Source organism: Nocardia sp. Tas62D01, assembly GCF_055232035.1.
In genome coordinates this window covers 493,117-510,585 of sequence record NZ_JBUYUZ010000001.1, presented here as the reverse complement: position 1 = coordinate 510,585, position 17,469 = coordinate 493,117, and the positions used below count along the sequence as shown (strand labels likewise).

The following is a 17,469-nucleotide window of genomic DNA, read 5'->3' as shown; positions in this document are numbered from 1 at the left end:
GGCCGGCGGGCGGCCGCGGGAGATGGGATCAGTGAAGTGTGTCTGCGTCTTGGTCATCGGTGTTTCGGTCATGCGGTGCAGCGGAGCACGAGCAGGCATCGGGCGGGGAGGCTGACGGTGACGGCCGCCGGGTAGGTGGCGTCGGACAGGCCGTCGGGTACCGAGCAGTCGAGCGCGACCGACCAATCGGCGCCGTAATCGCTGTCGGGTAGTGCGAAATCGAGGGCGGAGTCGTGCGCGTTGAAGCACAGCAGAAAGGAGTCGTCGGTGATGTGTTCGCCGCGCGGGCCCGGTTCGGGAATGCCGCGCCCGTTGAGATATACGGTCAACGACTTACCGAATCCACTGTCCCAGTCCGTGGGGGTCATCTGCTCGCCCGCGGGCGTCAGCCAGGCGATATCGCGGGCGTGTTCCTTGGACCGGATCGGCCTGCCCTTCAGGAAGCGCCTGCGCCGGAAGACGGGGTGCTCGGTGCGCAATGCGATGACATTGCGCGTGAAGTCGAGCAGGTCCGCATTCGTCTGCATCAGTGACCAATCCATCCAGGCCAGCGGAGAGTCCTGGCAGTACACATTGTTGTTGCCCTGCTGCGTCCGCCCTATCTCGTCGCCGTGCGCGAGCATCGGTGTGCCCTGGCTGAGCACCAGCGTGGCCAGCAGATTGCGACTCTGCTTGGCGCGTAACGCGAGAATCTCCGGGTCGTCGGTGGGGCCTTCTACCCCGCAATTCCAGGAGCGGTTCCAGCTCTCGCCGTCGCGGTTGCCCTCGCCATTGTCCTCGTTGTGTTTCTCGTTGTAGGACACCAGGTCCCGCAGCGTGAATCCGTCGTGTGCGGTGATGAAGTTGATGCTGGCGCTCGGGCGGCGGCCGGTGTCCTCGTAGAGGTCCGAGGAGCCGGTGAGCCGGGAGGCGAACTCGCCCAGGGTGGCAGGTTCGCCGCGCCAGTAGTCGCGGACGGTGTCGCGATATTTGCCGTTCCACTCGGTCCACAACCCCGGGAAGTTGCCGACCTGGTAGCCGCCCTCGCCGACATCCCACGGCTCGGCGATCAGCTTCACTTGGCTGACCACCGGATCCTGTTGCACCAGATCGAAAAACGTGGACAGCCGGTCCACGTCGTGCAGTTCGCGGGCCAATGTGGCGGCCAGGTCGAAGCGGAAGCCGTCGACGTGCATGTCCAGGATCCAGTAGCGCAGCGAGTCCATGATCAGCTGCAGCGTGTGCGGGTGGCGCACGTTCAGGCTGTTGCCAGTGCCGGTGTAATCCATATAGTGCGACGGATCGTCGTCCGTGAGGCGGTAGTAGGCGGCGTTGTCGATGCCACGGAAGGCGATCGTCGGCCCGAGGTGGTTGCCTTCGGCGGTGTGGTTGTAGACCACATCGAGGATCACCTCGATGCCCTCCGCGTGCAGGGCGCGCACCATGGCCTTGAACTCGGTGACCGCCGCGCCACCGCGCGGGCTGGCGGCGTAGCCGTTGTGCGGGGCGAGGTAGCCGAAGCTGTTGTAGCCCCAGTAGTTTCGCAGGCCCTGATCCAAAAGGACGCGGTCGTGCAGAAATTGGTGCACCGGCATCAGTTCGATGGCAGTGATGCCGAGGCTCTTCAGGTGTTCGACGATCGCCGGATGCGCGATGCCTGCGTAGGTGCCACGCAGCTCCTCCGGGATATCGGGGTGCGTCATCGTCATGCCCTTGACGTGCGCCTCGTAGATCACCGTCTCGTGGTAGGGCCGGTTCGGCGGGCGGTCGGCGCCCCAGTCGAAGAACGGGTTGATCACCACACCGGTCATGGTGTGCCCCAACGAGTCCAGGCCGTAGGTGTAGAGCGACGGATCGTTGTCGAACTCGCCGTCGAAGGCCTTGCCGTAGGGATCGAGCAGCAATTTGCTGGGGTCGCAACGCAATCCGTGATCCGGGTCGTAGGGTCCGTGCACCCGCATGCCGTAGCGCTGACCCGGTCCGATGGTGGGCAGATACGCGTGCCAGACGTAGGTATCGACCTCGTCCAGTCGGATCCGGGTCTCAGTGCCGTCCCTGGCTATCAGGCACAGTTCGACCGCGTCGGCGACCTCGGAGAACACTGAGAAATTGGTGCCGGCGCCGTCATAGGTCGCGCCCAAAGGGTAGGCGGTTCCGGGCCAGACACCGAGTGGTGTCACCTCACCGGGCGCTGTGTCGGGCTGAGCCATGTCAACGACACTAGCGGCAGCCGCGCGACGGTCTGTGTGGGTGGTTGCGGCCGGGCGCGTCAGCCCTGGTCGGAGCTGTTTTCAGCCAGCGGGTTTGGTAACCGGCCAGCCGGGCCAGCCCGGCGAGGCCGCCGAGTACGCCGCGCTGCAGCCATGTCGGGATGCCCGCCAGGTAGCCGTCCTGGTAATCCCACAGCAATGCCAGGGCGAGCGGGTCGCGCGGCATCCGGGAACGGCGGGTGGTCTTGCCCGCGACATCCAGGTTGTGCCACAGCTCGAACATTTCCCAATGCCGCAGCGGCGGGCGGATTTCGTGATCGAAGGTGGTGTCGGCCACTTCGCTCCAGAACTCGTGCACGGCGCGCGGCGGAGCCGTCACCGAGTCGCCGATGTTCACGATCGTCTCGGCGCCGTCGATCCTGAAGCGCAGCCGCCCCTGCCGGACGGTCCACGATTCGGCGAGGGCGGGGTGCCAGTGCGGGCCCGCCAGCCGGTCCGCGTCGGGCAGCACATGGCGCAGCCGCAGGTACGGGCCGCGCTCGTCGACGCCCTCCGCGACCTTGGTGACGCGGTGCCCGTTGCGGAAGGTGAGTGTCGCAGTGTCTCCCATATACCCACGCTTTCGAGCGGGAACTGAACCGGGAGTTGCGCGCCAGCCTCAGTGACGACCTGCGACCCGCGCACTACGCCGTCTTCCGCTATCTGGATCCGGCGGGTTCACGGATCACCGCATTGGCCGAGGCGGCCGGGATGACCCAGCAGTCGATGGGGGAGTTGGTGACGCACCTGGAGCGCGACGGGTACGTCGAGCGGCAGGTCGACTCGGCGGATCGACGAGCGCGGCGCGTTGTCATCACCGACGCGGGCCGCGCGGCACTGGCCGTGGCGGCGGACCGGATTCGAAGCATCGAGCGCACGCTCGCGGCGAGTTTGGGCGACAGTGGGTTGGCCGAGTTGCGGGATACATTGGCTCGAGTGCCCGAGGCGCTGTCCGATGCCTCGTCGGTGTAGGAATCGCTGGTATCGGCGTTGTGCGGTGCTCAGTCGGCCGGTGTCAGCTTCAGGTGCCAGGCCTGGCCCGTGAGGTCGTGGCCGAAGCTATGGTGCGGATTGGATTCGCCTGCCCAGCTTCAGTGCTAACTTGAACAGCGTTCAAGCTCGCCTCGGGGAGTCCGGGGCCGTCGCTCGACCGCGAGGATTCCCTGTGGCACTGACCCCCGACGAGATCACCGCCATTGATGCCGAACATGTCTGGCATCCCTACGGCGGGTTCCCGGCAACGACCGAGCCACTGGTGGTGGCCGCCGCGTCCGGCACTCGGCTGACCTTGGCCGACGGCCGCGAATTGATCGACGGCATGAGCTCCTGGTGGGCCGCCATTCACGGCTACCGGCACCCGGTACTGAACGCGGCGTTGGTCGCGCAGTCGCAGCGGATGAGTCACGTGATGTTCGGCGGGCTCACCCACGAGCCCGCGGCCCGGCTGTCCGAACTGCTCGTCGAGCTCACTCCGGCGGGTCTGGACAAGGTGTTCCTGTGCGACTCGGGGTCGGTATCGGTCGAGGTCGCGGTGAAGATGTGCCTGCAATACTGGCGGGCGATGGGCAAGCCGGGCAAGCGGCGGCTGCTCACCTGGCGCGGCGGCTACCACGGCGACACCTTCACCCCGATGAGCGTGTGCGACCCGGACGGTGGCATGCATTCGCTGTGGACCGACGTGCTGGTCGAGCACATCTTCGTGCCGGCCCCGCCCCGCGACTACCAACCCGACTATGTCGCCGAACTCGATCGGGCGCTGGCCACCCACGCCGACGAGCTCGCGGCCGTGATCGTCGAACCGGTGGTGCAGGGCGCGGGCGGCATGCGCTGGCACGACCCGCGCTACCTTGCCGACCTGCGCCGCAGCTGTGACGAGCATGGTGTGTTGCTGATCTTCGACGAGATCGCCACCGGATTCGGCCGTACCGGAGCCTTTTTCGCGGCCGACCACGTGGGGGTGAGCCCGGATGTCATGTGCGTCGGCAAGGCGTTGACCGGCGGCTACCTGACCCTGGCCGCGGCACTGTGCACCTCGCGGATCGCCGAAACCCTCAGCGCCGCACACGGTGGCTTGATGCACGGCCCCACCTTCATGGGCAACCCACTGGCCTGCGCCGTCGCGGTGGCCTCGATCGAGCTACTGCGGCAACGGGATTGGCGCGGCGAGGTCGCCCGCATCGAATCCGAACTGCACACCGGCCTCGCCCCCGCCCGCGACCTGCCCGGGGTGGCGGAGGTGCGGGTGCTCGGCGCGATCGGCGTCGTGCAACTCGACCACCCGGTGGACATGCGCAAAGCCGGCGACGCCGCGGTGGAGGCAGGTGTCTGGTTGCGGCCCTTCCGCAATCTCATCTACACGATGCCGCCGTTCATCAGCACCACCGAGGACGTCGAGCGCATCGGCGCAGCCATGGTCGCGGCCGCGGGAGCATGACCGGTACCGGCCTCGCGCGGCTCTGGCGGACGTGCTGAGAGGGACGTCCCGGTGCGGCATGAGCGAGGATCGGGGGCTGCCACCGTGGGCGGCGCGATGCGGCTCAGCAATCGCGAAGCGGCACATGGCTATCACGCAGATGCATCTTGAACGGTGTTCAAGTATGCTCCGCAGCTGTGACTACCGATCCATTGGGCTGGTTGGACGAACGGGCCGCCGAGCGGGTGACGGCTGGGTTGCGCCGTGAGCTACGACCCCGCGCGCCGCTGTCGCCGTCGATCGATTTGGCGTCCAACGACTACCTCGGGCTCGTTCGCCACCCCGAAGTGGTCGAGGGTGCGATCGATGCGGTGCGGCGGTGGGGCGCCGGGTCGACCGGGTCCCGTCTGGTCACCGGTACCACGACCGAGCACGAGCGGCTCGAGGCCGAGTTCGCCGAATTCGTCGGCGCCGAGGCCGGTTTGGTGTTCGCATCCGGGTACGCCGCGAATCTCGGTGTGGTGACGGCGCTGGCCGGGCGTGGGTCGCTGGTCGTCTCCGACGCGGGCAGTCACGCGTCGCTGGTGGATGCCTGCCGGTTGTCGCGGGCGCGGGTGGAGATCGCCGCGCATCGCGATGTCGAGGCGGTGGATCGGCTGCTTGCCGTGCGTCCCGAGGAGCGTGCGCTGGTGCTCACCGATTCGGTGTTCAGCGCCGACGGCGATCTGGCCCCGCTGGCCGAATTGCATCGGGTCACCCGGGCCAATGGCGCCGTCCTGATCGTCGACGAGGCGCATGGGCTCGGGGTGCGCGGCGCGGGGGGACGCGGCCTCGTGCACGAGGCCGGTCTGGCCGGGCAACCGGACCTGGTGATCACCGCGACCCTCTCGAAAGCCTTTGCCGCACAGGGCGGTATCGTCCTGACTGGCGAGCGGGTCCGCGCACACCTGATCGACGCCGCCCGCACCTTCATCTTCGACACCGGCCTCGCCCCGGCGGCCGTCGGCGCCGCGCGGGCCGCTCTGCGACTGTTGCGCCGCGAGCCCGAGATGGCGCCGCGGGTGCTGCGGCGGGCCGCCGACATCGCCCGCATTGCCGGTGTGGCGGAACCGGATTCGGCGGTGGTCTCGGTCGTGCTCGGTGCCGCGCAGGTCGCCTACGATGCGGCTCAGGCCTGCCGAGCGCGCGGCCTCGACGTCGGCTGCTTCCGGCCACCATCGGTGCCGGAGGGCACCTCGCGGCTGCGGCTCACCGCTCGCGCCAATCTCATGCCCGCCGAACTCGACACTATCGCAATGGTTCTCGGCGAGGTCCTGGCCGAGGCTCGGGGATTGGACGTGGTGCCCGGATGAGCGTCCTGTTGGTCACCGGAACCTCCACCGACGTCGGCAAAACAGTGGTGACGGCAGCGATCGCCGCTGCAGCGCGGGCTGCCGGTCGTTCGGTCGCCGTGTGCAAGCCGGGCCAAACCGGTTTCGCCCCAGGCGAACCCGGCGATCTCGCCGAGATCGAGCGCCTCACCGGCGTGAGCAGAACGGTCGAACTGGCCCGGTATCCCGACCCGTTGGCGCCGGACACCGCGGCCCGTCGCTGCGGTAAACCGCTGCTGACTCTGGGCGAGACAACCGCCGGCATCGACACGCTCGGCGACGCCGACCTCACCCTGGTGGAGGGCTCGGGTGGCCTGCTGGTCCGCCTCGGCGACTTCACCCTGCTCGACCTGGCCGAGAAACTCGGCGCCCCGGTCCTGGTGGTCGCTGCCGCCGGACTCGGCACGCTCAACCACAGCGAATTGACCACCCGCACATTGCACTCGGCGGGCGTCCACTGCGCCGGGCTGGTCATCGGCTCGTGGCCCGATGAACCCGACTTGGCCGCCGAGTGCAACCGCACCGACCTCCCGAACGTCACCGGCGTAGATCTGGTCGGCGCGGTTCCCGCCGGAGCGGGCTCGTGGGATCGTGACCGCTTCACGGCCGCGGCCCCCGGCTGGTTCGCCCCCACATGGGAGCTGCTCGACTGACGGGGTCTGCGTGGCGGTCATCCCCGTACGCTCGCCAATCCGAGCGAAGCGCGCACACCGTCGAATGCGCGGGCCGGCGGATCACCGACCCATGGTGCGGGTGAATTGTCGACCCCGTCGAATGCCTAACGTCGATGCGGCGACCGCGAACGAGATCCCAAGGCGCGCACGTCGTGTGAGCAGCTGCCGTGCGCTGGATGTGCGGGCCGAACACGGCCCAGGTAGGCGAGCAGTTGATCGCCCGCCCCGGCGGTGCACGAAGAGAGCGGTGGATCGAACAGGGGCTGACGTCCGTTGATCGGGACGAGCTGCGGCGCCACGGCGAGCAGCTCATCGGCGAGTCCGTGCGGGATCTGGGCGGATGGTGTGCGCACCGCCGCGATATCCCAGGCGTGCACGGTCAATTCGAGTGCCCCGATCGCGCCGAGTGCCTCGATGGGCAGTGGTCTGCCGGACACCAGAACGGGATCGGGGCGTAGGTGGGTCAGGTTGCCGAGCAGACCGGTGGCGGCGGCCTGGATGTGCGCGACCGCCGCGGCGTCGGGATGGCGGCCCGACAGCATCGCGCAAATCCGGCCGCCCGCAATGCCTTCGCGCAGCGTGGTGATCGATTCGTCAACATGCTCGAGCAGGGTCACCGCTGCCCGGATCCGTGCACGATTCGGCCGCTTCTCCACTACTGTTCAGCTATGGGCAGCACTCGGATCGGTTGGCACGTCAACGCGCCTCGCTCGGTCGTGTACCGCCTGCTGTTGGATGCGCAGGCGGTGTCGGTCTGGCAGGTGCCCACCGGCATGACCAGCGAGGTGCACGAGTTCGATGCCCGGGAAGGTGGCGTATTCCGGATCTCGCTGACCTACGACGAGCCGACCGATACCGGCAAGACCACCGCACAGACCGACACCTTCCGCGGCCGCTTCGTGACGCTCGTGCCGGACGAGCAGGTGGTGCAAATCGTCGAATTCGAGACCGACGACCCGGACATGCGTGGCGAGATGACCATCACCTATCGACTCGCCGACGCCGACGGCGGCACCGACATCATGGCCCTGCATGAGGGACTACCGGCGGGCGTGCCCCTGGCCGACAACGAGCTCGGCTGGCGCATGTCTCTCGGCAAGCTCGCCGCCCTCGCCGAACCCGGCACCGTGCCCTGACGTCCGCGGTCCATTCGATCCTCGGGTGCGGCTCGCTGGCGAAAAGGTTGCGTGAACAGCGCGGGCGTGCCTTCGGTGGCTCCAGAATCGCTTGGGGTGCACCGAATTTGCCGCTGGAGAAGATGGTGTCGCCAGCGTTATCGAACACGAAGATGGTCGGCTTGCGTTCCGGTCACGGCGCGGCGGTCCCTGCCGCGAGTCTGCGATCGAGGTCGGCGTTGACTTCGGCGGCGCGATCGGCGTGGCCGGTGATGGCGCCGAGGTCCATCAAGTCGGTGCATAGCGCGGTCCACGGTTCGGTGATGCCGCGCGGGCGTGCACCATCGTGCCGACGGCAGCTTTCGGTGAGCGCGTAGGCGGCGACGCCGTCCTTGCGCAGCGAGTCCGGGGTGAGACTCACGCAGTGCGATTGCCGGTGGTTCGAGCGGGCGGGCACGGCCCTTGTGTAGCACCAGAATTCGATCGCAATGCCGATCGGCCGGCGAAAGATCGTGCAGCGTCATCACAATGGTGCGATTCAGGATGTGAGCCAGTGCCAGCAGCGCTCGTTACCGGAGGCCCCGGCCAGCGCATCGCCGGACAGTGCCCATACCCCGGCGCCCGCGAACAGCCCGGAGGCGATGACCGCCGCTGCGCCCACTTCCGCTCCGCAGGACACCCCGAGCACGGGGAAGGTCTGACGTTCGCCGTGAGGGCGATCACAGTGGCGCGACCGTTCCGGAATTACCCCGAATTCCCGCGCCCGCCTGGGATTACGGCCCGGGCTCTACCGGTCGGTCGTGTTTCCGGCGCCGCCGGGTGGCCCGCGATCGGCTGCAGGGCTTCGCGAAACATGCTTACAGTGAACAGATGTCGCCGTTGGAGGAACGGCACCCCTCCACCGTCACGGACTGGGACGACGCGCGACGCCAAACCCGCCTGCGGGAGACCGGCCTCGGTCACGGGTGGAAGTCGTTGCGCCGGACCAGACTGACGCTGCTGCGGGTCGTCGCACTGCTGATCGCCGGGCTCGTGCTGTTCGCCCAATACTGGGTGCACGATGTCGCACCGGAACAGGCGCGGCTGGCCAGGACCGAGCCCGCCGTACTTCCTGTCTCCATTCCCGCCGACAACCAGAACTGGGACACGGTCGTCGTCGACATGGTCGGCCTCGGTGGCCTGAACGCCGGCAACACCGCGGCGGCCCTGCCCTCGCTCAACCGGATGGGCGTGGTGTGGGCGATCAAATACGACAATCGCGGTATCGACACCAAGGTGATCGCGGACCTGATCATCCGCGCCGCCGAAATGTCCGGCCTGAAGAACGTGGTGCTCGTCGGGCACAGCATGGGCGGGGTGGTCGCGCTGGAGGTCGCCAGGCACATACACACCGACAGCGACCGGCGGCTGGTCGGGGTGATACTCGATTGCACGCCGATGGACCTGAACGCGGTACGTCCGGAGAGTCGTGGGGCCGGTGAGGACATGGTGCGCTGGATGTCCTGGCTGCCAGGGGCGCGAGAGAGTCGGGTGCTGCGGTTGTTGGTGGAAACCTACGCGCGCCGGGATCGTTTCCTCGATCGCGAAGAGGTGCCTGGCATCCGATTCGACAAGCTGCGCGTCGTGATGTCGGATGTGTTGCGCGAGAAGATCTTCTCCCGCGATGCGGCGAGCAATGGACTCATCGAATCGCAATTCCTGGCGATCGTGGCCGGTGGCGCGATCAATGACCTGCGTGCCCTGTCGCGCCCCGCGGTCGGCAAGCCGCGCCCGGCCATCGTCTTCATTCGCCCGCGCGATCCGGCGAACGATCGGGTCGTCGATGTCGAATATTCGCACCAGGTGCTGATCGAGCGCGCAGGTGGTGTCGACGGCACGCTGCTGGTCGTGATGGCGCGAAACACCGGCCACGCCAATCCGATGCAGCGCCCCGACGAGTACAACAAGGTCATCGAGCAGCAGATCCTGCCGTTCGTGCAGCGTTTCCAGGAGCAGGTCCGGGCGGCGAGCAGCTCGGCCGCACCACGCTGAGACCGGCAGGGACACCCCTCGAATCAGCCTGAAGGTAACCGTATTCACGCCGGATTCGTCCTGCTTCAATGCCAAGATGCACCGACCACGCACGTTCTTCACCGGCCTCCGTGGCCGCACCGTCGCCGCGCTGCTCGTCGCGGCGAGCGCTGCGACGCTCGGCTTGACCGGCTGTGCGAACCATGACCAGACGGTCGGTAACACCGCTGCCGACGCCCCGCTGCCCACCGAGGTACCCGCCGGGACCAAGCTGGTGATCGGCGATCAATCCGAGCGAGTGCAGTCGGCGCTGCGGATCTCCGGTGAACTCGACAAGCTGCCCTTCAAGGTCGAATTCGCCAACTTCGTCGGCGGGCCCGCGATCCTCGAGGCATTCCGGGCGGGCGCCGCCGATGTAGCGCAGGTGGGAGATGTCCCGCCGATCCACGCGCTGATTGCCGGGCAGGACGTGCCGATCGTCGCGGCCTACCAAACCAGCACCAGCTCACTGAAGCTCGCGGTGGCGCCGGGCAAGACGGTCACCACGCTGGCCGACCTGAAGGGCAAGAAGATCGCCTATGCCGAAGGCACCGCCCAGCAGGCGGCGGTGCTGCGGGCAATGGCGAAGGCCGGGCTGAAAACCGGTGACGTGCAATTGGTTCGGCTGCAACTGGCCGAATTCCTGGACGCGGTGCGGACCGGGCAGGTCGACATCGCCCCGCTGAACGAGCCGAATATCACCCGGCTGCTGCGCACCCCGGGCGCGTCGCTGATCCCGGATTCCGAAACCGAGGGCATCTCCACCGGGCTCAATTACCTGTACGCGCGGCGCGCCGTGGTACAGGACCCGGCCAAGGCTGCCGCCGTGCGCGCACTGGACGCCGCGTTCGTGCGGGCCGTTCAGTGGGCCAATACCCACCAGGACAAGTGGGCGCGCCGGTATTACGTCGAGAACCAGAAGGTCAGCGCGGACGATGCCACGCGCATTGTCGATTCGCTCGGCATCGTCACCTTCCCACACCTGGATCAGGCGCTGGTCAACCGGCAGCAGGCCACCATCGACGTCATCGACAAGGCCGGTGAACTGCCGAAAAAGGTCCACGCCGCAGGCAGTTTCGATCTCCGCTTCGATGCTGCCATCACCCAGGCCGTCACCGAAAGCGGCGCCGCGTTCGAACCGAAGGCACGCTGATGGCCACGCTTGATGCCGGAGTTCTCGGTCGATTCGGTCGCACGACCCGCGGCGCATCCGCGCCGGTGCTGGTGCGGCGCAAGCCCGCTCGGCCTCGACTCGGGCCGGGCCGCCCGATCCCGTTCGGGATCGCCGTCGGGCCGGTTTTGCTGATCGCCGCGTGGGTGCTCGGATCCGCTTCCGGCGCACTCGATACCGAGACGCTGCCCGCTCCGTGGACGGTCGCCCAGACGGCGGGTGATCTGCTGGCGGACGGAAGGCTGCAATCGAACCTGCTCACCTCGGTCAAGCGGGCCGGAATCGGTTTGACGCTCGGTACCGGCATCGGTCTGGTGTTCGCGCTGATCGCCGGGCTGAGCCGGGTCGGAGAAGCCTTGGTGGACGGGCCGATTCAGATCAAACGGGCCATTCCTACGCTCGCTTTGATCCCGCTGTTCATCGTGTGGTTCGGCATAGGTGAGGAGATGAAGCTGCTGGTCATCACCACCAGCGTGGCGATTCCGATCTATCTGAACACACACGCGCACCTGCGCAGCGTCGACGCCAGATACGTGGAACTAGCCCAGACGGTGGGGCTTTCGCGGTGGGGGTTCATCCGCCGGGTCGCGCTGCCGGGATCGCTGCCCGGCTTCTTCACCGGGCTGCGGCTCGCGGTCACCATTTCCTGGCTGGCGCTGGTCGTGGTCGAACAGGTCAATGCCACCAGTGGTATCGGCTATCTGATGACACAGGCCCGTACCTACGGGCAGATCGACGTCATCGTCGTCGGGCTGGTGGTGTACGGGTTGCTTGGGTTATTCGGCGATCTCGCGGTACGCACGGTGGAACGGAGGGCGCTGGCATGGCGGCAGACACTGGCGGACTGAGCGGTTTGGAACTCGGCGGTCTGGAACTCGGCGGTCGAGAATCCAGCGGTTCGGGATCCGGCGTAGTCCGCACTCGTGGGCTGTACCGCGGGTTCGGTGAGCGAGTGGTGTTGCGCGGCATCGACCTCGACATCGCGCGCGGCGAATTCGTGGCCCTGCTCGGCCGCAGTGGTTCGGGCAAGAGCACCCTGCTGCGAGCTCTGGCCGAGTTGGATTACGACGTGCCCGGCTCCGGTGAGCTGACCGTGCCATCCGAAAGGGCCGTGGTGTTTCAGGATTCGCGACTGCTGCCGTGGATTCGGTTGCTGGACAACGTGACTCTTGGACTGCGCGGTCGCGACGCCGCCGGACGCGGCCGTACCGCGCTGGCGGAAGTCGGCCTTGCCGGGCGGGAAAACGCGTGGCCCAAGCAGCTTTCTGGTGGCGAGCAACAGCGGGTGGCCTTGGCCAGGTCGCTGGTTCGTGAGCCGAAACTGCTGCTGGCCGACGAACCGTTCGGGGCGCTGGACGCGCTCACCCGGATCAAGATGCACTCCCTACTTCAGGACCTGTGCGCCCGGCACACTCCGGCGGTGCTGCTGGTGACCCACGATGTCGACGAGGCGGTGTTGCTCGCCGAGCGTGTCCTCGTGCTCGACGAGGGCCGGCTCGTCGTGGACCAGCGCATCGAGCTGGAACGTCCACGCCGCCACAGTGATCCGGCGTTCATTCGTTATCGGAAATTGCTGCTGTCCGCGCTCGGTGTCGACGCCGAGACAACCGGGCCCGTACTGAATTACCATCGCGAGGAAGCGAAACAAGCATCATGAGTGCACCCCGTCAGCTGAGTCTCAACGCGTTCATCTACCCGTCCGGTCATCACGAAGCGGCCTGGCGGCACCCCGAAAGCCAGCCCGGCCGGATCTACGATGTCGCCTACTACCAGGAGATCGGCCGCACCGCCGAGGCCGCCAAACTCGACGCGGTCTTCTTCGCCGACGGGCCGGCGCTGCGCACCAACGTCAAGCACAACGCGGGCTCCGGCTTGGAACCGATCACGCTGCTGACCGCCATCGCCACGGCGACAACACATCTCGGCCTGATCGCGACCGCCTCGACCACCTACTACGAGCCCTACAACCTCGCTCGGCTGTTCTCCACGCTGGACCACATCTCCGGCGGCCGGGCCGGGTGGAACATCGTCACCACCGGAACCGACCTCGCCGCAGCTAATTTCGGACTCGACGCACACCCCTCGCACGCCGAGCGCTACGCGCGAGCCCGCGAGTTCGTCGACGCCGTCGTCGCGCTGTGGGACAGCTGGGAGGACGACGCGATCGTGCTGGACCAGGCGGCGGGTATCTACGCCGACCCGGACCGGATCCACCCGATCGACTTCGTCGGCGAATACCTCAGGGTGCGTGGCCCATTCAACGCGCCGCGCACTCCGCAGGGGTATCCGGTGCTGGTGCAGGCCGGCGCCTCCAATGACGGCCGTGCGTTCGCGGGAAAGTACGCCGAGGCCATCTTCACCGCGCACCAGCGCCTCGAAGACGCACAGGCGTTCTATGCCGACATCAAGGCGAAAGCCAGGGAATTCGGCCGCGACGCCGACCACATCAAGATCCTGCCCGGCATCAGCCCGTTCATCGCCGACACCGAAGCCGCCGCCAAGAAACTCGAGCGCGAGTTCAACGAGCTCACCGTCCCGGAGTACGGCCTGAAGCAGTTGGAGGGCATCGCGGGTAAGAGTCTGCGCTATCTGCCCCTCGACGAGCCGGTGCCAGTCGAACTCTTCAGTGACGCAGGCGATGTCACCGACAATGCCCGGAGTCGCCTGCAGGTGGTCGCCGGAATCGTGCAACGCGAACGCCCCACTGTCCGCGGCCTGCTGCACCGCCTCGCGGGCGCCCGCGGCCACCGGGTATTCGCCGGAACCCCAGAGCAGGTAGCCGATACTATCGAAGAGTGGTTCCGCAACGGCGCCGCCGACGGCTTCAACGTAATGCCGCCCTACTATCCGGGCGGTCTCGAGGTCTTTGCGCAAACCGTCGTGCCAATCCTCCAGCAGCGCGGCCTCTTCCGCACCGAATACACCGGCACCACCCTTCGCGACCACTTCGGCCTCCTCCGCCCCGAAAGCCAGTTCGCCCGTCGTCCGGCGCTTACGCAGTGAGCGGGGACCGGCGTGTCGTCGCAGCCGGGTGCCATTGGCGAACTCAGCGGATGCGGGCGCCGAGGAGGTGGCGCACGCCGCCGACGAAGAGTTGCAGGCCGAAGTCGAAACGGGCGGTGGCGTCGGGGGTTTCGCGGAGAGGGGAGGCGTCGTCGGTCAGGGCGCCTACCGAATCCATTTGCATTCTGGATTGTTCGTCGACGGTTTGGCCGAGGACGTAGTACAGCAGGGTGTATGCGGCGAGTTCGGCCTCGTGGCGGGGCATGCCTGCGCGAATTGCGGCGCTGACGAGGCGTTCTCGCCCCTTGTTGGTGGTGAGGCGTGAGGCGTAGGTGGCCGAGACGAGTTCGGCGCCGTCGCGGTAGGCCAGTAGGCAGTCGCGCAGGCGGTGCGCCAATTCGGTGATCTGACCGGACCATTCGGTGGCCTCGATCGGATCGTCCATGGGCCCGAGGATCCTGTCGGCGACCGCACCGAGCAGCGCCTGTTTATTGGGGAAATGCCAGTACAGGGCGCCCGGCTGAACCTGAAGGGAACCGGCCAATCGGCGCATGGTCAGGTCGGCGAGACCGTACTGATCGAGAATGGCGATGGCGCCGTCGACCACGTCCGCCCTGTGCAGCTGCACCGGAATTCCTTCCCCGTCATCTTTTGACTCACTCTTACCACTACCCTAGCCTGAACACCGTTCAAGTTGCACGGCCACCTCGGGTTCGAAGCCCGGAGCGCACGGCCGTGTACTGCATCGGACGAAGGGATTCGTGCCGTGACCCAGGCACCCGTACAGACCGACATCTTGGCCATCGCCCGTGAGCTGGTGCTAGAGCGTGGCGTCGGCCTGGCCCAGGAGCAGACCCTCGAGGTGCTGCGGCTCGGCGACGACCAGCTCGAGGACCTACTTGCCCTGGCGCACGAGGTGCGCATGAAGTGGTGCGGCCCCGAGGTGGAGGTCGAGGGCATCATCAGCCTCAAGACCGGCGGCTGCCCCGAGGACTGCCACTTCTGCTCGCAGTCGGGCCTGTTCCAGTCGCCGGTGCGCGCGGCCTGGCTCGACATCCCCAGCCTGGTCGAAGCGGCCAAGCAGACCGCCAAGTCCGGCGCCACCGAGTTCTGTATCGTCGCCGCGGTCCGCGGACCGGATGAGCGGCTGATGGCGCAGGTCGCGGCCGGTGTCGAAGCCATCCGCAACGAGGTCGACATCCAGGTCGCCTGTTCGCTTGGCATGCTCACCCAGGAACAGGTCGACCAGCTCGCCGCGATGGGCGTGCACCGCTACAACCACAACCTGGAGACCTCGCGCTCACACTTCCCGAACGTGGTCACCACGCACAGTTGGGAAGAGCGCTGGGACACCCTGCGCATGGTCCGCGAAGCGGGCATGGAGGTCTGCTGCGGCGGCATCCTCGGCATGGGCGAAACTCTGGAGCAGCGCGCCGAATTCGCCGCCAACCTGGCCGAACTCGAGCCCGACGAGGTTCCGCTGAACTTCCTCAACCCGCGCCCCGGCACGCCCTTCGGTGACCTCGATGTGCTGCCCGCCTGCGACGCGCTGCGCGCCGTCGCCGCGTTCCGGCTCGCGTTGCCGCGCACCATGCTTCGCTTCGCCGGTGGTCGCGAGATCACCCTCGGCGATCTCGGCGCCAAGAAGGGCATCCTCGGCGGCATCAACGCCGTCATAGTCGGCAACTACCTGACCACCCTCGGTCGGCCCGCCGAGCAGGACCTGGATCTGCTCGGCGAGCTGAAGATGCCGATCAAGGCCCTCAACGAAACGCTCTGATCGGGCCCACCTTGCGACGGAAGAGGCTGGCGTCATGAGTACTGTCATGGATATGGACGAGCCCTACAACCCGTTCACCGGCAAGCGGATCGTGCCCGGTCTGGATGACCCGGTGCCGACCGCCGCCGCGCTGGGCCTGGAACCGCCGCGCTTTTGCGAGCACTGCGGCCGCCGGATGATCGTGCAGGTCAGCCCGGACGGCTGGTGGGCGAAATGCTCGCGGCACGGCGTGATCGACGCGGCGAACCTGGAACTGCGCTAGTGGTGGCGGGCGAGGCGCGTCCAAGAGGGATTCGGCGTGAGCTGCGCGCGGCGGTGGTCATTGTCATCGCCGTGCTGCTGCTCAGCGTCCTCAGCGGTGTGGTGTGGGGTTGGCTGGCGCCGACCGAGCAGCTACTGGTGACGCAACCCGGGCGTGGCGCCACGCTGACCGGGGAGAGCGTGCACCAGTTCGACGCGATGGCGATCTTCGTCTGCATCGGCGCGGTGACGGGGCTGTTGTCCGCGGTGGGTGCGTGGCGGTGGCGTGCGATGCGTGGACCGATCCTGCAGGCGGGGTTGTTGATCGGGTCCGTGGTCGGCGCGATCGCCATGTCCCGGCTCGGCGAGCAGGTCGCCAAGTGGCATCATCCGCGCCCGCACAACCCGCCCGTCGGGCAGATCGTGGTGCTGCCGACCGCGGTGGGCAGCTGGCTGGCGCTGATCGTGCAGCCGTTGGTTGCCGCACTGGTGGTGCTGTTGCTCGCCGCGCTCTACCCGTCGGACGATCTCGGCACCGGGTTCGGTGGACCGTACGGGGAGTCCCGGCCGGTCGATGATCGATCCTTCACTGCGGCAACCGTTTACACGCCCTACGGCGCCGATGGACGTGCGGCCGACGGTGCGGTCGCTTACGGTGGGTACGAACCGACCGGGGACGCCGGTTCCGGTTCGGTACCTGGGTCTCGTCCAACGCACTGACGAAACCTCAACGGCGCGTTGGCCGAACCGTTGCGTGTGCGGCGGTACGGATGTATCAGAATGACCTAGAATTGTGGGACACGTTGTGCGTTCGGAGAGGAACGGATCGTGGCGTTCGTCGGTAGCGGGCCGGTCGTCGAGGAACTCGACGCCCAGTTCTGGCGAGTGGTCGCACCGGTCGTTTACCACGGTGCGACCGAGGATTTCATTGTCCCGGAAGGGTTCCGCACCGATTTCGCCTCGGTGCCTCGCGCGCTCGTCTGGCTGATACCGCGCTATGGTGCCTACACAAAGGCCGCCATCCTGCACGACTACCTGCGCAGATCAGGCGTGGTGGACGCCGCCGACGCGGACGGCATCTTCCGGCGCGCACTGCACGAACAAGGCGTGACCGTGCCGCGCCGCTGGATGATGTGGGCCGCGGTACGCCTCGGCAGTCGCCTGCGCGGCGCAACCGCGGGCGATGTTGCACTCTTCTTCCTCATCGCGGTGCCATCGGTGTTCTTCCTCGCCATTCCGGCGACCGTGGTGCAGATTTTTCTGTTCCTGTTCTGGCTGGTGGAACTGCTGTTCTGGGCGGTCGCGCAGGTGGGACGTCGCGCGCCCGCGCCGCCACCGCCCAGTCCTCAGATGAAGACCGCCTGACGGCTGTTACCGCGCGATAGGTTGCCCGTCGACGGAACGACGACTCGATCCGACGGATCGA

Annotated in this window: 20 protein-coding genes; 14 read left to right on the top strand and 6 right to left on the bottom strand. The window is 67.4% G+C overall.

Translation table 11 applies throughout. The annotated features are described in order from the left end of the window. Positions 1 to 68: 68 nt before the first annotated feature. Complete coding sequence (glgX, locus tag ACV7NQ_RS02610; RefSeq protein WP_463358125.1) at positions 69 to 2,189, bottom strand: glycogen debranching protein GlgX; 2,121 nt, start codon at positions 2,187 to 2,189, stop codon at positions 69 to 71. A gap of 10 nt (positions 2,190 to 2,199) precedes the next feature. Continuing rightward, entirely contained in the window at positions 2,200 to 2,799 is a 600-nt protein-coding gene (locus ACV7NQ_RS02605; RefSeq protein WP_463358124.1) for a cupin domain-containing protein, read from the bottom strand. Here ACV7NQ_RS02605 and ACV7NQ_RS02600 point away from each other — a divergent pair. The 4 genes from ACV7NQ_RS02600 (at position 2,781) to bioD (ending at position 6,664) form a co-directional block, all read left to right on the top strand. Further along, positions 2,781 to 3,200 (top strand): MarR family winged helix-turn-helix transcriptional regulator, encoded by a 420-nt coding sequence (locus ACV7NQ_RS02600; RefSeq protein ID WP_463358123.1) that lies wholly within the window; start codon positions 2,781 to 2,783, stop codon positions 3,198 to 3,200. The genes ACV7NQ_RS02605 and ACV7NQ_RS02600 overlap by 19 nt on opposite strands. Positions 3,201 to 3,393: 193 nt before the next feature. Beyond that, complete coding sequence (locus ACV7NQ_RS02595; protein WP_463358122.1) at positions 3,394 to 4,662, top strand: adenosylmethionine--8-amino-7-oxononanoate transaminase; 1,269 nt, start codon at positions 3,394 to 3,396, stop codon at positions 4,660 to 4,662. A 176-nt stretch (positions 4,663 to 4,838) separates the two neighbouring features. After that, positions 4,839 to 5,993, top strand: a complete 1,155-nt coding sequence (locus ACV7NQ_RS02590) for an 8-amino-7-oxononanoate synthase (RefSeq protein ID WP_463358121.1) — start codon at positions 4,839 to 4,841, stop codon at positions 5,991 to 5,993. Beyond that, positions 5,990 to 6,664: a dethiobiotin synthase gene (gene bioD, locus ACV7NQ_RS02585; protein ID WP_463358120.1), complete on the top strand. Its 675-nt coding sequence runs from the start codon at positions 5,990 to 5,992 to the stop codon at positions 6,662 to 6,664. The genes ACV7NQ_RS02590 and bioD overlap by 4 nt, the downstream gene beginning before the upstream one ends. Positions 6,665 to 6,789: 125 nt before the next feature. Here the strand turns inward: bioD and ACV7NQ_RS02580 are convergent, their stop codons facing one another. After that, entirely contained in the window at positions 6,790 to 7,302 is a 513-nt protein-coding gene (locus tag ACV7NQ_RS02580) for a DinB family protein (protein ID WP_463358119.1), read from the bottom strand. Between the two features lie 51 nt (positions 7,303 to 7,353). Here ACV7NQ_RS02580 and ACV7NQ_RS02575 point away from each other — a divergent pair, with 51 nt between their 5' ends. Next, entirely contained in the window at positions 7,354 to 7,821 is a 468-nt protein-coding gene (locus ACV7NQ_RS02575) for an SRPBCC family protein (protein ID WP_463358118.1), read from the top strand. A gap of 172 nt (positions 7,822 to 7,993) precedes the next feature. On the opposite strand, the gene ACV7NQ_RS02570 is transcribed toward ACV7NQ_RS02575, so the two are convergent. Together ACV7NQ_RS02570 and ACV7NQ_RS02565 are read right to left on the bottom strand one after the other, a co-directional pair. Beyond that, entirely contained in the window at positions 7,994 to 8,221 is a 228-nt protein-coding gene (locus ACV7NQ_RS02570; protein ID WP_463358117.1) for a hypothetical protein, read from the bottom strand. A 117-nt stretch (positions 8,222 to 8,338) separates the two neighbouring features. After that, positions 8,339 to 8,461, bottom strand: a complete 123-nt coding sequence (locus ACV7NQ_RS02565; RefSeq protein ID WP_463358116.1) for a hypothetical protein — start codon at positions 8,459 to 8,461, stop codon at positions 8,339 to 8,341. A 209-nt stretch (positions 8,462 to 8,670) separates the two neighbouring features. Between ACV7NQ_RS02565 and ACV7NQ_RS02560 the strand changes: the two genes are divergently transcribed. From ACV7NQ_RS02560 to ACV7NQ_RS02540, 5 genes are all read left to right on the top strand, one after another. Next, positions 8,671 to 9,831, top strand: coding sequence for an alpha/beta fold hydrolase (locus ACV7NQ_RS02560; RefSeq protein WP_463358115.1), 1,161 nt, complete (start codon positions 8,671 to 8,673; stop codon positions 9,829 to 9,831). 76 nt (positions 9,832 to 9,907) lie between these two features. Then, the gene (locus ACV7NQ_RS02555; protein WP_463358114.1) at positions 9,908 to 11,002 is read left to right on the top strand and encodes an ABC transporter substrate-binding protein; all 1,095 of its coding nucleotides are present in this window, start codon (positions 9,908 to 9,910) and stop codon (positions 11,000 to 11,002) included. Further along, positions 11,002 to 11,868: an ABC transporter permease gene (locus ACV7NQ_RS02550; protein ID WP_463358113.1), complete on the top strand. Its 867-nt coding sequence runs from the start codon at positions 11,002 to 11,004 to the stop codon at positions 11,866 to 11,868. Before ACV7NQ_RS02555 ends, ACV7NQ_RS02550 begins: the two co-directional genes overlap by 1 nt. Further along, complete coding sequence (locus tag ACV7NQ_RS02545) at positions 11,844 to 12,677, top strand: ABC transporter ATP-binding protein (RefSeq protein ID WP_463358112.1); 834 nt, start codon at positions 11,844 to 11,846, stop codon at positions 12,675 to 12,677. The genes ACV7NQ_RS02550 and ACV7NQ_RS02545 overlap by 25 nt, the downstream gene beginning before the upstream one ends. Then, a complete protein-coding gene (locus ACV7NQ_RS02540) occupies positions 12,674 to 14,023 on the top strand; it encodes an LLM class flavin-dependent oxidoreductase (RefSeq protein ID WP_463358111.1) in 1,350 nt (449 codons plus the stop codon). Before ACV7NQ_RS02545 ends, ACV7NQ_RS02540 begins: the two co-directional genes overlap by 4 nt. Positions 14,024 to 14,066: 43 nt before the next feature. Here ACV7NQ_RS02540 and ACV7NQ_RS02535 read toward each other — a convergent pair whose 3' ends face one another. Then, a complete protein-coding gene (locus ACV7NQ_RS02535) occupies positions 14,067 to 14,651 on the bottom strand; it encodes a TetR/AcrR family transcriptional regulator C-terminal domain-containing protein (RefSeq protein ID WP_463358110.1) in 585 nt (194 codons plus the stop codon). 138 nt (positions 14,652 to 14,789) lie between these two features. On the opposite strand from ACV7NQ_RS02535, the gene bioB reads away from it, so the two are divergent. The 4 genes from bioB to ACV7NQ_RS02515 all read left to right on the top strand — a co-directional run bounded on the left by bioB (position 14,790) and on the right by ACV7NQ_RS02515 (position 17,408). Then, positions 14,790 to 15,803 (top strand): biotin synthase BioB, encoded by a 1,014-nt coding sequence (bioB, locus tag ACV7NQ_RS02530; RefSeq protein ID WP_463358109.1) that lies wholly within the window; start codon positions 14,790 to 14,792, stop codon positions 15,801 to 15,803. Positions 15,804 to 15,837: 34 nt separating this feature from the next. Continuing rightward, complete coding sequence (gene bsaP / locus ACV7NQ_RS02525) at positions 15,838 to 16,065, top strand: biotin synthase auxiliary protein BsaP (protein ID WP_463358108.1); 228 nt, start codon at positions 15,838 to 15,840, stop codon at positions 16,063 to 16,065. 53 nt (positions 16,066 to 16,118) lie between these two features. Then, a complete protein-coding gene (locus ACV7NQ_RS02520) occupies positions 16,119 to 16,763 on the top strand; it encodes a DUF2567 domain-containing protein (RefSeq protein ID WP_463358107.1) in 645 nt (214 codons plus the stop codon). A 108-nt stretch (positions 16,764 to 16,871) separates the two neighbouring features. Then, on the top strand, positions 16,872 to 17,408 hold the full coding sequence (locus ACV7NQ_RS02515; RefSeq protein ID WP_463358106.1) for a DUF1353 domain-containing protein: 537 nt from the start codon (positions 16,872 to 16,874) through the stop codon (positions 17,406 to 17,408). Positions 17,409 to 17,469 lie beyond the last annotated feature (61 nt).

What these genes read in the sequence shown, in the direction of transcription:
- ACV7NQ_RS02550 (WP_463358113.1), top strand. Translation starts at nt 11,002, where the DNA reads ATGGCCACGCTTGATGCCGGAGTTCTCGGTCGATTCGGTCGCACGACC.
- ACV7NQ_RS02605 (WP_463358124.1), bottom strand. Translation starts at nt 2,799, where the DNA reads ATGGGAGACACTGCGACACTCACCTTCCGCAACGGGCACCGCGTCACC.
- ACV7NQ_RS02545 (WP_463358112.1), top strand. Translation starts at nt 11,844, where the DNA reads ATGGCGGCAGACACTGGCGGACTGAGCGGTTTGGAACTCGGCGGTCTG.
- ACV7NQ_RS02560 (WP_463358115.1), top strand. Translation starts at nt 8,671, where the DNA reads ATGTCGCCGTTGGAGGAACGGCACCCCTCCACCGTCACGGACTGGGAC.
- ACV7NQ_RS02555 (WP_463358114.1), top strand. Translation starts at nt 9,908, where the DNA reads ATGCACCGACCACGCACGTTCTTCACCGGCCTCCGTGGCCGCACCGTC.
- bsaP (WP_463358108.1), top strand. Translation starts at nt 15,838, where the DNA reads ATGAGTACTGTCATGGATATGGACGAGCCCTACAACCCGTTCACCGGC.
- bioD (WP_463358120.1), top strand. Translation starts at nt 5,990, where the DNA reads ATGAGCGTCCTGTTGGTCACCGGAACCTCCACCGACGTCGGCAAAACA.
- ACV7NQ_RS02575 (WP_463358118.1), top strand. Translation starts at nt 7,354, where the DNA reads ATGGGCAGCACTCGGATCGGTTGGCACGTCAACGCGCCTCGCTCGGTC.
- ACV7NQ_RS02540 (WP_463358111.1), top strand. Translation starts at nt 12,674, where the DNA reads ATGAGTGCACCCCGTCAGCTGAGTCTCAACGCGTTCATCTACCCGTCC.
- glgX (WP_463358125.1), bottom strand. Translation starts at nt 2,189, where the DNA reads ATGGCTCAGCCCGACACAGCGCCCGGTGAGGTGACACCACTCGGTGTC.